A 13,814-nucleotide genomic window follows, 5' to 3' on the forward strand; every position below is an offset into this window, starting at 1 on the left:
AATTCTTGCCAGGGTCGGTGATTTCCGGGTCGGTTCATTGCCTCTCCCCGGGTCACGGCAGTGAAGCTGATCCACGGACCCCCTATGTCGCCTTTGCAGGCTGGTCGAACCTACTCTTTCAAAAACTGGCTCATCGATTGCCAGCGCAGGGAACTGAGGTACGACAGCGTCGCCGTACCGATCGGAAGCCGCGCGTTCGAGATCCTCGAGAGGTTGGCAAGTTCCGCCGGACATCTGGTGACGAAGGATGATCTGATCGGATGCGTCTGGTCGGGCCTCTCCGTCGAAGAGAACACGCTGCAGGTTCACATTTCCGCAGTCCGCAAGGCGCTCGGCAAGGATCGCGATCTGCTCAAGACGGTCTCCGGCCGCGGTTACACGCTTGCAGGAGCCTGGCAAAGCGGGCAACCGGAGCGCTTCACGGCCGCGCCGGTGTCCGAGCCGACAGACTCCGCGTTCGCAACCAACCTGCCGAACACGCACGCGCCGCTCATCGGCCGCGAGGATAGTCTGAACGAGCTGGTCGACGTGCTGTCCGCATTCCGGGCAGTGACCCTGGTCGGCCCCGGCGGCATCGGCAAGACGAAGCTTGCTGTCGAACTCGCGCACCGTGTCGCGTCCTCGTTCGACGAGTCCGTTGCGCTGGTCGAGTTCGCGACCTTGCAGGATCCGGCACTTGCAACATCGGCGACGGCCCGCGCCTTGAAGCTCGCCTTGAACGACAAGGAGGTCTCGGCTGCGGGTGTCGCTCAGGCCATCGGCTCGCGCCATCTGCTTCTCGTCCTCGACAATTGCGAACACGTCATCGACGTCGCCGCGCAGATCGCGAGCGCCGCACTTCGTTACTGTCCGAACGTCACCGTTCTCGCAACCAGCCGCGAGGCGCTCCGCATCGAGGGCGAATACGTCGCGGCGATCCCGCCATTGTCGGTCCCCCGTCCGGACGTGTGCGAGCCGGACTTGCTTCTGCAGGAAAGCGCCGTGCAACTGTTCGTCGCTCGCACGCGGGCGCTGCGCACGAGCTTCGCGCCTGACGCGGGGGACCTCGCCAAGATCGCCGCGATCTGCCGCCGGCTCGACGGAATTCCGCTCGCGCTTGAATTTGCGGCCGCCCGGGCCGCCAATCTCGGGGTGGATACCGTACTGCTTCGCCTCGACAAGCGCTTCGAGCTCCTGAGCGGCGGGCGCCGCGACCAGTTGCCACGGCACCAGACGCTGCGCGCGACGCTGGACTGGAGCTACGATCTGTTGCCGCCGGAAGAGCAGAGACTGCTTTGCCGGCTTGCGATGTTCCCCGCCGGCTTCACGCTCGATGCGGCCATCGCAATGATGGATGACGACGCATCGCGGCCGGACGTCATCGAGACCCTGTCCAATCTGGTCGGCAAGTCCCTCGTCTCCCTGGACCTGTCCTTCGACGGGCGATGGCGCCTGCTGGAGAGCACCCGCGCCTACGCACTGGAGAAGCTGGCGGAGGCAGGGCTCGTCGAGCAGGCCGCCCGGCAGCAAGCGGACTTTCTCATACAGCTCATCCAGCGGCCCGGCAGCAGCCCCACGACCTCCGACGATTTCTCCCGGCTCGCCCAGGAGATCGGAAACGTGCATGCGGCGCTGGATTGGGCGTTCTCGCCCAACGGAGATGCCGCGCTCGGGATCGCGTTGACCGCGGGATTCGTCCCGGTATGGATGCAGCTGCTGTCCTTCGCGGAATGCTCGACCCGGATCGAGCACGCCCTTGCACATTTCAGCTCCGAACTGGAATGCGATCCCGGGCTCAAGGCGCAACTCTTCGTCGCCCTGGGCTTTGCGCTTCTCAACACGACGGGCTCGGCGGATCGCATGAAGGCGGCGCTGAGCATCGGGCTCGTGCTCGCCGAGGAACTGCGCGACCTCGAGCTTCAGCTCAAGGCCGTCTGGACGCTGTGGAGCTACAACCTCAATTCCGGCCAGTACGGCACGGCCAAGGACGTCGGCGAGCGATACCTCGAGATCGCGCTGCGCACCGGGAATTCCGCCAGCGAGACCGTAGGCCGGCGCCTGATCGGCGCGGCGACGCACTTCTGCGGAGCGCAGGAGGATGCGCGACGTGAGCTGACCCTGTCTCTGGATCGCTCGGCGCATGGCTTGAAGGACGGCACCAACCAGATGTGGTTCCTGCTGAACCAGAGCGTTCTGGCCAAGGCCATGCTGGCGCGCGTCCTGCTGCTGCAGGGAAAGATCGCCCAGAGCAGATCCCTCGCCGCCGAATGCCTCCAGGAGGCGGAGAGCGAGAACGACAGGCTTGCGATGGCCTACGCCCTGCGCAACGCCGTCTGTCCGATCGCATTGATGACGCACGATCTCGACGCTGCCGACCGCGCGATAGCGTCGCTCTCAAAGCTCGTCACGCGCGAGGGGATCGCATTCTGGGCGAGCTGGACATCGTGCCTGAAGGGGCAGTTGCTTGTCCTGCAGGGCGAGCATCGCGACGGGATCGCGCTGCTTCGCGATGGATTGAAGGCGCGCGCCGAGAACGGATGGCTGATGCGCAATCCCGAGTTTCTCGGATCGCTGGCCGAGGGCCTGTTCGCGATCGGCGAGAACGCAGAGGCCTTGGCCGCCATCGAGGACGCGCTGAGCATGTCCCGGCAAGGCCGGCAGCTGTGGTGCGTGGCGGATCTGCTGAGGATCAAGGGCGAGCTTCTGCTGGCCGACGGCACATCCGACACCTCCCGCGCGGAACTGCTGTTCTCGGAAGGCCTATCCGTTGCCAGAGAGCAGCAATGCCGCTTCTACGAGCTGAAGGTTGCGGCCACCTGGGCAAGGATCATGGCGGGATCGAAGCGCCGCCAGGCCGCACTCGATCTCGTCGGTCCGCTCAGCGCGCTGTTCGATCCGGAAGTCGATCTTCCCGCCCTCGCCTTCGCGCGCGGCCTCGCCGCAAGACCGGGCATCCAGGCCTCGGCTTCGCCCGGCGAGCACCCCGGCTCTCCCACCTGCCACTAGATCTTGCGGCGGCTCGGCCAAGGCGACGTGTCAAGGCGACGTGCCAAGGCAGCCTGCCCCGCAAAATCGGCAGCATCCCTTCGTTCAACTCTCCGGACCACACTTGATGAGCATCTCCAGACGACAGGTTTTGGGCGCCGCCGGCGCGTCATTGTTTTCGCCGGCCATTGTCCGGGCACAGGGCACGCGACCGATCAGGATCGGCGAAATCAACTCCTACAGCAGCGCGCCTGCGTTCACGCTGCCTTACCGGCGCGGCTGGCAGCTGGCGGTCGAGCAGGTGAACGCCAGTGGAGGCCTTCTCGGCCGCGAGCTGCAGGTCATCAGCCGGGACGATGAAGGCAAGCCGAGCGTCGCCATTCGTGCCGCCGAGGAGCTCGTGCGGCGGAATGGCGTCGATCTCCTGGCGGGGACCTATCTGTCGAATGTCGGATTGGCGATCAGCGACTTCGCGCGGCAGAACCGGACCCTGTTCGTGGCGAGCGAGCCGCTCACGGACGCACTCGTATGGGATCGCGGACACCGATATTGTTACCGGCTGCGCCCCTCGACCTACATGCTGGCAGCCATGCTGGTGGAAGAGGCGGCGAAGCTGAAGGCGACACGATGGGTGACGATCGCGCCCAACTACGAGTATGGGCATTCGGCCGTCAAATGGTTCACCGAGCTTCTCAGCCGCCGGCGTCCCGACGTCCAGTTCATCGCCAACCAATGGCCGCCGCTTGGCGCGATCGATGCGGGGGCGGTCGTGAACGCGCTCGCCCAGCAGAACCCCGAGGCGATCCTCAACGCGACCTTCGGACCCGACCTCGCGAGATTCGTCCGTCAGGGCAATGATCGCGGCCTGTTCGAGGGGCGGGACGTGGTGTCCTTCACCACCGGCGAGCCCGAATATCTGCATCCGCTCGGAGCGGACGCGCCGAAGGGATGGATCGTCACCGGCTATCCCGTGACCGAGTCTCTCGGCGAGACCAACAATGACTTCGTTGCAGCCTATTCGACGCGGTATGGCGAGGCTCCGACGATGGGCTCCGTGGTGGGCCACGCCATGATCAGCTCGATGAAGGCGCCGATCGAGAAGCTCGGAAGCGTCGACACCGAAACGATGGCCGACGGCTTTGGCAATGTCGGCTTCGCGACGCCGTTCGGACCCGCAAGCTGGCGTTCCATCGATCACCAGAGCACGATGGGCACGTTCGTTGGCCGCACCGCCGTCAGGGGTGACAAGGGTGTCATGGTCGACTGGACGTACCGGGACGGCGGAACCATGCTCCCATCGGACGCCGAGGTTCGCAAATTGCGTCCGTCGACCTGAAGGAATTGGCGGTCCCCGCACCTTTCGCGCCGCTTCAGGAATCTTCACGACGACGCCAAGGAAATGCGCAGCCGTTTGGATCATAGTGCCGCCCTGACCATGATGGTGGGCAACGCAGATGATTCCCGAGCCGGATTCACATGATCAAGCGCCTGACAAGGCGCGCCACGAGCCAGGCGTGCGCGCCCTGATCCGGCCGGGTCTTGAAGAGTGGCAGATGCGGCGCATCCGGGCGGCGATCGAATCCACCGAGACGTCATGGACGCTGGACGCCCTGGCGGCGCTGGTCGGCATGAGCCCGGATCGCTTCTGCAAGCGCTTTCGCGCCGCAACCGGATGTCCGCCGCACCGCTGGCAGATGCTGCAGCGGATCGAACGGGCCAAGCAGCTATTGGGCGATCGGACTCTCACATTGACCGACATCGCCTATGCCTGCGGCTATGCAAGTTCCGCGCACTTCTCGACCAGCTTCGGACGCGCGACCGGCTCGACCCCGAGCGAATATCGGCGGCTGCACGTATCGTCCCTGCGGAACTCTGGAGCGGCACAGGCCGAAGCGCCGTCTGCGGATATGCCCGCGGCCCGATGAGGCCATTGCGCCGCACGGCTTGCTCCTCAGCAGCCCGGCGGCAAGACCGGCGAGACGCCGGGTGTTGACGCCGCGCCTGTTGCGTTGGCCGGCATCACTGTCGCAGGCGACGCCAGGTTCATCGTCACGCTTTCCGCGCAGGCCGACGTGTTGGGGGTCGGCGCGACCGCGGCGTTCGGATCGATGCCGGTGCCCCCGCCATCGGTGATGACCTGCGGAATCGTACCGAGCGAGGACGCGGCCGGCACGTCCCCGATCGAGAGCGGCAAGGTTGCAGCGCTCGGCGCCAAGCCGCCCGGCGTTGAACTGCACGCCGTGGTCGCCGCCGTTCCGGCCGGCGCAGCTGCGGGAACGGTCCCGATCGAGCTGGTGTTCTGCCCGATCGGCGGCGTGATCGCGGACACACTTCCTGAAGCTGTCGAACCCATGCTCGATACGATCGGGGTCGCCGGCATCGGCGTCGGAGACGTCAATGGCGGCGCGCAGACGACGACCGTACCCGGCGTCGTCGGATTGAGGGCGAGTGGAACAGGCGCCAGTGTGGTATCGGGCGCCCCCGGCACAGTCGTTGCGGAAAACGGTCCCGGGCTGTTGAGCGGTGACGTGACGATCGCGCCCGGCACGGTCGGAAGATCCATCGCTGTGCTGCCCATCGTCGCCACCTGGGCATTGCTCGCAGAGCAGCCGAGCAATAGGGCAGCGAACGCCGCACACGCGATCCGGATCATGTCTGGCTCCCCGGCCCCGCATCCTGCTTGCGGATGGTGACCTTGCTCCCCTCGACCAGATTGACCGGCGGATTGAGCACGACCTGGTCACCGGGCTGCACACCTTCGCGAACCTCGATCGACGTGCCGAAATCCCGCGCGATCGAGACTTGCTGCAAATGAACGACGCCGTTGCGCACGACGTCGACATGAAGGCCATGCTGGTTGAAGACCAGCGCATCCGCCGGAACCGAAACCGACGGCGTCTTGCGCGGGATCGACAGCTCGACCGTGCAGTAGATGCCGGGATTCAGGAGGCCGTCAGGATTGGGGACGTCGATCTCGGTCAGCAGCGTCCGGCTTCCCGGCTGCAGCGCGGTGGCGATGCGCGTGACCTTCCCTGGAAAGGTCCGGCCCGGGATCTCGGGAACGCGGATATCGGCATCCACGCCCGGCGCAACGCCGAAGGCCTCGTCCTGCGGCACGAAGACCTGCGTTCGGATCACGTTCGAATGCATCAGCGTGAACATGAAGGTCGATCCGGCCGAGACCAGGCTGCCATTATCCACGTTTCGTTGCGTGATCACGCCGTCGAACGGCGCCACCACGCGCTGATAGGCCTTCTCCTGCTGCAGCACGCGGATCTGAGCTTCCTGCGCCGTGATGTTCGACTGCGCCACGTTCACGGCCGCCTGCTGGGCACGCAGGGTGAGGCGATCGTTGTCGCCCTGCTGGGCCGTCAACCAGCCCTGCTTGACCAGGTTGCTGTCCCGCGAATTGGTGACGTCGGCAAGCTCCTTGCTCGCCTGTGCCTGCTGCAACGCGGCCTGGTTCTGCGCCAGCGTCGCCTGCGCCTGCGCGATCTGCTGGTCGAGCTCGGGCGCGGTGATGTCCGCAAGCAGATCGCCTTTCTTCACGCGATCGCCGATGTCGACATAACGCTTCTCGATGTAGCCGCTGGCCCGCGCGAAGATGTTCGCCGCTTCGAATGCCGTCGTGGTCGCCGGCAGGGTGACCTTGATGATGTCGCTGCTGGGATGGACCGTCGCCACCCGGACCTCCGGAATGGCGGTCCTGATCTCTTCCGCCGTTGCGGCCAGGTCGCGGGCGGCCTGATAGTGCCGCCAGACGCCGATGCCGAGCCCGCCGGCCAGGATCAGGAGCACAGCGCCGCCGAGCCAGGCGCCGCCATGCCGGCGCCGCGGCCGCGCGTCCTTGCCGGGCAGCTCGACGATGCGGCAGCTTTCCGCATCGGGCGGATCGCTGACGCCGTCGCTGTTGGTCCGCACGCGAACATCGCTCATTCCGGTTGCTCCTCGAATACGCCGTGGTGAGCCTTGCCGTCATTGCCCTTGCGCAGCCAGGCGAACAGATAAGGCACGATCAGCAATGTCGTCGGCGTCGCGAACAGCAGCCCGCCGATGACGGCGCGGGCGAGCGCCGCGTTCTGCTCCTCGCCCGGGCCTCCGATCGCCATCGGGATCATGCCGACGATCATCGCTGCAGCCGTCATCAGCACGGGACGGATGCGCGTGCGGCCTGCGTTCAGCGCAGCCTCGAAGGCGGACTGTCCCTTCAGTTGCGCCTCGCGTGCGAAGGTCACAAGCAGGATGGAATTGGCCGACGCAACGCCCACCGCCATGATCGCGCCCATCAGTGAAGGCACGTTCAGCGTCGTCCCGGTGATGAACAGCATCGTCACGATGCCGCAGAAGGTCGCCGGCAGCGCCATGATGACGACGAAGGGGTCGCCGAAGTTCTGGTAGTTCACGACCATCAGCATGTAGACCAGGATGGCGGCAAACAGCAGCCCGATCCCGAGGTCGCGGAACGATTGATGCATGCTCTGGATCTGTCCCAGGACCTGAATCGAATTACCCGGCTGCAGTTGCTTCTGAAGCGTCGAGGTCACCTTCTCGATATCGGCCGCGACGCTGCCGAGATCGCGCCCCTGAACGCTCGCATAGACGTCATATACCGGCTGGACATTGGCCTGGTTCAGATTGGTCGGCACGGTCCCGCGCTTGAAGGTCGCGACATTGCTGAGCAGGCCGGGCACCGTCTGTCCGCTTGCGGCCAACGAAGCCGACACCGGCGTGTTCCCCAGCGCGTTGAGCGAATTGGCGCGGTACTCCGGCGTCTGCACGGCGAGGTAATAGGGAATGCCCGACGTCGGATCGGTCCAGAAGTTCGGCGAGACCTGGGCGGACGAGCTGAGGCTGACATTGATGTTGGTCGCGACCGTGCTGGCATTGAGTCCGAGTTGCGCGGCCCGGGTCCGGTCGATGTCGGCATAGAAGGCCGGCGCGTCGACCTCCTGCTGGAGATGCGCATCGACCACCCCGGGAATGGCCGCCAGTTTCGTCTGCAGCTCCTTCGCCACCGACAGATTGTTGGTGCCGTAGCCGACGGTCCGGACGTCGATCTGCGCCGGCAGGCCGAAATTCAGGATCTGGGTGACGATATCGGCCGCCTGGAAGTAGAAGGTATCCTCGGGGAATGCCTTCGGCAGGACCTCGCGCAGCTTCTTGACGTAGTCCGCGGTCGGCTTGTGGCCGTCCTTGAGCGAGACGAGGATCGTGCCGTCGTTCACGCCGATCGTCGAACCGTCGGTGAACGCCAGATTGTAGGGGCGCGCGGGCAATCCAATATTGTCGACGATCAGCCCGCGATCGCGGTCCGGAATGACCTCGCGGATCTTGTCCTCGACCGCCTGGAAGATCGCCTCGGTGCGCTCGATGCGGGTGCCGGCGGGCGCGCGGACATGAAGCTGGATCTCACCGCCGTCGATCAGGGGATAGAAGTCCCGGCCCACATAGTGGAACATGACGCCGCCGAGAGCCAGCACCAGCACGGCCACGACCGGCACGATGCTGCGCCGCCGGAGCAGAAGCACCAGGAGCCCGGAATAGCCGTTGCGCAGCCGCTCGAAGGCGCGCTCGAACGCGGCGGAGGCACGCGAAAACACGCCGGTCGGGGCCCCGCCCTCGCCATGGCGCCGCTCGCTCTTCAGCAACAGGCCGATCGTGATCGGCGTAAGGGTTCGCGACAGCACGTAAGAGGCCAGCATCGCGAACACCACGGCGAGGCCAAGCGGCGTGAACAGGTATTTGGCCGGACCTTGCAGGAATACGACGGAAGTGAAGACGCAGCTGATTGCGAGCGTGGAGACCAGCGTCGGCACCGCGATCTCGGCCGCGCCGTGCAGCGTCGCCTCCGACAGCGGCATCCCCTCCTCGGTCCATAGCCGATGCGTGTTCTCGATCGTCACCGTGGAATCGTCGACCAGGATGCCGACCGCGAGCGCGAGCCCGCCCAGCGTCATGGTGTTGAGGGTCTCGCCGAGGAAATGCAGGACGATGAGCGAAGACAGCATCGCGAGCGGGATGGAGATCAGGACCACGAGCGTCGAGCGCCACGATCCCAGGAAGACCAGGATCATCAGCGCCGTGAGGCCCGCCGCGATCGCGCCCTCGCGCAGCACGCCGTCGACCGAATGGGTGACGAAGACCGACTGGTCGAACAGCTCGCTGATCTTCAAGCCCGCCGGGGCCGACGCCCGGATCGACGCCAGGGCATGCTTGACGCCGTTGACGACGGCGAGCGTCGAGGCGTTGCCGTTCTTGATCACGCTGAGCAGGACCGCGCGGTGGCCGTCCTCGCGCACGATGTTCTGCTGGACCTGCGATCCGTCGCGCACCTGGGCGACATCCTTCAGCTGGATGGTCGCGCCGTTGGCGAACTTGACCGGGATATCGTTGAGATCCTTGATCGTGGCCGGCGTCGCGTTGGTCCGGATGGTGTACTGGGTGTCGCCGATTTTCGCCGTGCCGGTCGGCAGCGTCAGGTTCTGGGTGTTCACGGCATTGACGATGTCGAGCGGCGTCAATCCGCGCGACAGCAGCTTGTTGGGATCGATGTCCACCATGATCTGCCGGTACTTGCCGCCCGCGGGCGTCGGCAACGTCACGCCCGGAACGGGGGCCAGCTGCTGCCGGATCCGGTAGATGCCGAAATCGTACAATTGCTGCTCGTTCAGCTTGTTGGACTCGAGGCTGAGCTGCAGCACCGGCACGCTCGAGGCATTGAACTGCACGATGACGGGCGGCTGGATGCCCGGCGGCATCAGTGCGCGGATGGCATTCGTTGCCGAGACGATCTGCGAGATCGCGAGATCGAGATTGACGTCCGGCTGGAAGTAGATCTTCTGCACCGACAGGCCGTTGAGCGTCTGCGCCTCGATGTTCTTGATGCCGCTGACATTGGCGCTGATCGAGTACTGGCTGTACGTGCTGACGCGCTGCTCCATCTCCGGCGTCGACAGGCCGGTATAGCTCCAGATCACCGTGACGACGGGGATGCGGATCTCGGGAAAGATGTCCGTGGGCATCGACCAGACCGCGATGCCGCCGAGAAACATGACCAGCGCCGCGAGCACATAGAACGTGTGCGGAAAGCGGAGCGCGAAACGGACAATTCCCATGATGACGACTGCCTGAAGCAGGTTGCGCGAGATCTGTGGTCAGGTGGCGGTGCTGCGCGAGCGTTCAACTGAAAACGAGTTCAGCATCGCTGCGAGCCGGCCGCTCGCCTCGCAACGGCGGCGAGAGGCGCCGCTGTTCATCGGAAGCTATTGCGCGCTCCTGCGTGGCCCGGATGGCGGCCCGGCGGACCTTCGCGAAGGCGCGGATCTCGATCTGCCGGACGCGCTCGCTCGAGATCGACAGTTCGCGGGCGAGCTGGTCGAGTGTCGGCGGGTGCTCCGCGAGCCGCCTTGCCTCCAGCACGCGCCGCTCGCGCCCCGTGAGGACCTCGAGTGCGGCGCGCAGGGCGCCGCTCCGGCGTTCCGTCTGGTCCTGATCCGCAAGGACGGTTTCGGCGTCGCTGGACTCGTCCACGAGCAGCGCCTCCCACTCGGCGCCCTGCTCGTCGCCGCCAACCCGCGCATTCAGCGACAGGTCGCCGCGCAGGCGGCAATCCATCTCGAGCACGTCGCGTGTGGAGACTTCGAGCCTGACGGCAATCGCCTCGGCAGTCTCGGGCGTCAGCGCCGCCGCCGCGCCGCCGGCAGTCTTTCTCATCTCGCCGCGGAGGCGGAAAAACAGCTTCTTCTGGGCTGCGGTCGTACCGATCCGGACCAGCGACCAGGAGCGCAGGATGTATTCGTGAATGGCGGCCTTGATCCACCAGGTCGCATAGGTGGAGAACCGCGAATTGTGGCCGGGCTCGAACCGCGAGGCGGCGATCACGAGCCCGAGATTGGCCTCGGCCATGAGATCGGCGAACGGCAGGCCGTATCCCCGGTAGCTGCGCGCGACCTTGGCGGCGAGGCGGAGATGGCTCGTGACCAGCGTGTTCGCGGCCTCGCCGTCGCGCGTCTCCTGCCAGCGGCGCGCCAGCTGCTGCTCCTGCTCGCGCTCGAGCATGTCGTAGCGGCCGATGATCGAGGAATATGCACTCACTGCACCGACAGCCGTCCGGCTGGCCGGCACGGCGATATCGGTCCTGGTCACACTTGCGTGGCGCGTTGACATCTCTTGCTCCCACATTCGAACCGGCGAACGGAGCGTAAGAGGCCTCCGACTGACGGCGCCAGTAAATTGCACTTAACAAGCCTGAAATAGCTTTCAGAGATCGCGGCCTTATTTCCGCTTCGCACGCAGCGCGCACGCCGCTCGCGGTCACAGCGGCGCGAGGGATTCGTGACGCTCGCGCGCGGGATCGGATGGCGCGGCGTTGCACGCGACCGCTCGCGCGGGGGCGAGGATCTCCACGCGCCCGCCGGGCCCGGGGCAAATGGTCAGGCGGAAGCCATGCAGCTTGACGATGGCGGCGACGAGGCTCAGCCCCAGTCCCACGCCCGGCGTATTGCGCATCTTGTCGGAGCGATAGAAGCGCCGCAGCACTGCCTCGCGCTCGCTCTCGCCGATGCCGGGCCCGGTATCGCTCACGCGCACGCGGACAGCCTTGCCGTCCGACATCAGCTCGAGCGTCACCCGTCCGCCGCGCGGGGTGAACTTGACGGCGTTGTCGACGAGATTGGCGATCGCCTCGAACAGCAGGTCGCGGTCGCCCCGTACCTCCGCCTTGCGGTCGATGGCGACGCGAAGCGCGACGTCCTTGTCCTCGGCGATCGGCTCATAGACGTCGCACACCTGCCGCAGGATCTCGTCGAGCGCGACGTCGCCGAAACCGGCGGTGCGGCTGTTGCTCTCGATTTCGGCGAGGCGCAGCAGCGCGGTGATGATCGCGAGCGCCTGGTCGATGCCGCCGATGGCCTTGTCCGCGACCTCCTGAAGGTCCTCCAGCGTGGCCGCGTGCGTGCGCCCGCGCTCCAGCGCCAGGCGAACCCGCGTCAGCGGCGTCCTGAGATCATGGGCGATGTCGTTGCCGACACCGGCGAGCGCATTGATCGTGGTCTCCATCTCGTCGAGCATGCCGTTGACGATGCCGGCCAGCCGCGCGAACGGATCGTCCGCATCGCTCTGCGGCAATCGCTCGCGCAGATCCCCGGCCACGATGCGCTGAACGCGCTGGTTCACCTGCTCGACGCGCCGCTCCGCGCGGATGCTGAGCCAGGCTCCGGCCAGCAGGCAGAGGCAGAATGCCGGCAGCAGGCCGAGCAGCAGCGCCTGCCCGACGACCGTGGATATCTCGCGCGTCTCGTCGACGTGCCTGCCCATCACGAGGATATGGCCGTCGCCGAGGCGCCTCGCCGCGGCCTTGACGGTCGCCTCGTGAACCGTGGGCGCCGCGACCCGGGCGAGCCGCACGCTCCGCACCGGCCCGCCCGGATCGAGCTGCGGCGGCAACCGCGCGATGTTGCCGGCGAGCCGGGAGCCTGCGGCATCGAACAGGCCGGCATATTGCACGCCTCGGGAATCCTGCTTGAGATGATCGGAGATCGCGTCATTGAGGCGCCCGGGCGGCAGCTCGGCCAGGAAGTTGAGCTGCGTTGCGATCATGCGGTCGGACCGCATGATCAGATAGTCGTCGATCTTCCAGTAGATGAAGGCGAACAGGCCGGCGACGAACAACGCCAGCGTGGCCGCCACCGCGGCGGTCCACAGGAACGTGTTCGAACGAATGAACTCGATCTGGCGCATCGGTCCGCCGGGCTTTGTTCAGCGCACGCGCAGGATGAATCCCGAGCCGCGAACGTTGTGGATGAGCTGGGTCTCGCCGGGACCGTCGACCTTGTGCCGGAGGCGGCCCATGTGCACGTCGATGAGATTGGTGGTCGCCGGCACGAATTTGTAGTTCCAGACCTCCTCGAGCAGCATCGCGCGCGTCAGCAGCTGGTCGCTCCGGCGCATCATGTATTCGAGCAGGCGGAATTCGCGCGGCAAGAGGTCGATCTCGCGCTCGCCGCGCCGCGCGGTACGCTCGATCAGGTCGAGCTCCAGCGGGCCGGCCTGCAGCGTGGTCTCGCGGCTGTCGAACGGACGGCGCAGCAGCGCCTCCACCCGCGCGACGAGCTCGACCAGCGCGAACGGTTTTGTGAGATAGTCGTCGCCGCCGACGCGCAAGCCGCGCACCCGGTCATCGACCGCGCCGAGCGCACTCAGCACCAGCACCGGCGTTCTGACCTGGTCCTTGCGCAGGGCCTCGATGACGGTGAGCCCGTCCATGCCGGGCAGCATGCGATCGACGATCAGGGCATCGGGCGAAGACTCGCGCGCGCGGTCGAGGCCGCCGATGCCGTCGGGCGCCCATCGCACCTCGAAGCCGCGCTCGGTGAGCTCGGACACGATCGCGTCCGCGGTCTCGGTATCGTCCTCGATCAGGAGAATGCGCGTCATGGTGCTGGTCCCACGTGCTGCGAGACGTTGGGGCCGACGGCGCGACATGGGGTCACTGGTCCGCGACGACATGTTCAATGCCCGTCCGGACCGAACATGCGGGGCAGCACCGCCATACGACGCGCCGCCGGCTCTCCACGGAGATAATCCCGCGGCGAACCGATCACCATTAAATAGCGTGTCAGGGAATCCATGCGCACGGCCACGGCCGGCGACGGCGCGCGGGAAATCGAATGGGCTGTCGCCGGGGTCATCTCTCATCTCCATGCAGCAGGACGCTCCCGCATATATGCCCCGGGACACGCTGTCGTTACGCGCCGGCCTCGCATGCGTTGCCTGATTGCACGATCGTGCTTGCCGGCAACGCCGGCATCACGCGCCGTTGAAGGCGGGTGAGCGTTTCGTGCGTTTTGTTC

Annotated in this window: 10 protein-coding genes; 4 read left to right on the forward strand and 6 right to left on the reverse strand. The window is 66.2% G+C overall.

The annotated features are described in order from the left end of the window. Nucleotides 1–84: 84 nt before the first annotated feature. The 4 genes from A7X65_RS25360 to A7X65_RS25375 all read left to right on the forward strand — a co-directional run bounded on the left by A7X65_RS25360 (nt 85) and on the right by A7X65_RS25375 (nt 5,657). The gene (locus tag A7X65_RS25360; RefSeq protein WP_063690258.1) at nt 85–2,985 is read left to right on the forward strand and encodes an ATP-binding protein; all 2,901 of its coding nucleotides are present in this window, start codon (nt 85–87) and stop codon (nt 2,983–2,985) included. Between the two features lie 106 nt (nt 2,986–3,091). Beyond that, nucleotides 3,092–4,300: an ABC transporter substrate-binding protein gene (locus A7X65_RS25365; RefSeq protein ID WP_063690261.1), complete on the forward strand. Its 1,209-nt coding sequence runs from the start codon at nt 3,092–3,094 to the stop codon at nt 4,298–4,300. 118 nt (nt 4,301–4,418) lie between these two features. Next, the gene (locus A7X65_RS25370; protein WP_063690265.1) at nt 4,419–4,889 is read left to right on the forward strand and encodes a helix-turn-helix transcriptional regulator; all 471 of its coding nucleotides are present in this window, start codon (nt 4,419–4,421) and stop codon (nt 4,887–4,889) included. An 84-nt stretch (nt 4,890–4,973) separates the two neighbouring features. Next, nucleotides 4,974–5,657 (forward strand): hypothetical protein, encoded by a 684-nt coding sequence (locus A7X65_RS25375; protein ID WP_063690268.1) that lies wholly within the window; start codon nt 4,974–4,976, stop codon nt 5,655–5,657. Here the strand turns inward: A7X65_RS25375 and A7X65_RS25380 are convergent. From A7X65_RS25380 to A7X65_RS42000, 6 genes are all read right to left on the reverse strand, one after another. Continuing rightward, complete coding sequence (locus tag A7X65_RS25380) at nt 5,614–6,900, reverse strand: efflux RND transporter periplasmic adaptor subunit (protein WP_063690271.1); 1,287 nt, start codon at nt 6,898–6,900, stop codon at nt 5,614–5,616. The genes A7X65_RS25375 and A7X65_RS25380 overlap by 44 nt on opposite strands. Continuing rightward, nucleotides 6,897–10,079, reverse strand: a complete 3,183-nt coding sequence (locus tag A7X65_RS25385; protein ID WP_063690274.1) for an efflux RND transporter permease subunit — start codon at nt 10,077–10,079, stop codon at nt 6,897–6,899. Before A7X65_RS25385 ends, A7X65_RS25380 begins: the two co-directional genes overlap by 4 nt. A 64-nt stretch (nt 10,080–10,143) precedes the next feature. After that, nucleotides 10,144–11,130, reverse strand: a complete 987-nt coding sequence (rpoH, locus tag A7X65_RS25390; RefSeq protein WP_082885036.1) for an RNA polymerase sigma factor RpoH — start codon at nt 11,128–11,130, stop codon at nt 10,144–10,146. A gap of 147 nt (nt 11,131–11,277) precedes the next feature. After that, complete coding sequence (locus A7X65_RS25395) at nt 11,278–12,702, reverse strand: sensor histidine kinase (RefSeq protein ID WP_063690277.1); 1,425 nt, start codon at nt 12,700–12,702, stop codon at nt 11,278–11,280. An 18-nt stretch (nt 12,703–12,720) separates the two neighbouring features. Beyond that, on the reverse strand, nt 12,721–13,398 hold the full coding sequence (locus tag A7X65_RS25400) for a response regulator transcription factor (protein ID WP_063690280.1): 678 nt from the start codon (nt 13,396–13,398) through the stop codon (nt 12,721–12,723). Between the two features lie 74 nt (nt 13,399–13,472). Next, nucleotides 13,473–13,652 (reverse strand): hypothetical protein, encoded by a 180-nt coding sequence (locus A7X65_RS42000; RefSeq protein ID WP_156528052.1) that lies wholly within the window; start codon nt 13,650–13,652, stop codon nt 13,473–13,475. Between the last annotated feature and the right edge of the window lie 162 nt (nt 13,653–13,814).

This window comes from Bradyrhizobium stylosanthis, assembly GCF_001641335.1.
In the GTDB taxonomy this organism is placed as follows: Bacteria; Pseudomonadota; Alphaproteobacteria; order Rhizobiales; family Xanthobacteraceae; genus Bradyrhizobium; species Bradyrhizobium stylosanthis.

What these genes read in the sequence shown, in the direction of transcription:
- A7X65_RS42000 (WP_156528052.1), bottom strand. Translation starts at nt 13,652, where the DNA reads ATGACCCCGGCGACAGCCCATTCGATTTCCCGCGCGCCGTCGCCGGCC.
- A7X65_RS25360 (WP_063690258.1), top strand. Translation starts at nt 85, where the DNA reads ATGTCGCCTTTGCAGGCTGGTCGAACCTACTCTTTCAAAAACTGGCTC.
- A7X65_RS25395 (WP_063690277.1), bottom strand. Translation starts at nt 12,702, where the DNA reads ATGCGCCAGATCGAGTTCATTCGTTCGAACACGTTCCTGTGGACCGCC.
- A7X65_RS25385 (WP_063690274.1), bottom strand. Translation starts at nt 10,079, where the DNA reads ATGGGAATTGTCCGTTTCGCGCTCCGCTTTCCGCACACGTTCTATGTG.
- rpoH (WP_082885036.1), bottom strand. Translation starts at nt 11,130, where the DNA reads ATGTCAACGCGCCACGCAAGTGTGACCAGGACCGATATCGCCGTGCCG.
- A7X65_RS25370 (WP_063690265.1), top strand. Translation starts at nt 4,419, where the DNA reads ATGATTCCCGAGCCGGATTCACATGATCAAGCGCCTGACAAGGCGCGC.
- A7X65_RS25400 (WP_063690280.1), bottom strand. Translation starts at nt 13,398, where the DNA reads ATGACGCGCATTCTCCTGATCGAGGACGATACCGAGACCGCGGACGCG.
- A7X65_RS25380 (WP_063690271.1), bottom strand. Translation starts at nt 6,900, where the DNA reads ATGAGCGATGTTCGCGTGCGGACCAACAGCGACGGCGTCAGCGATCCG.
- A7X65_RS25365 (WP_063690261.1), top strand. Translation starts at nt 3,092, where the DNA reads ATGAGCATCTCCAGACGACAGGTTTTGGGCGCCGCCGGCGCGTCATTG.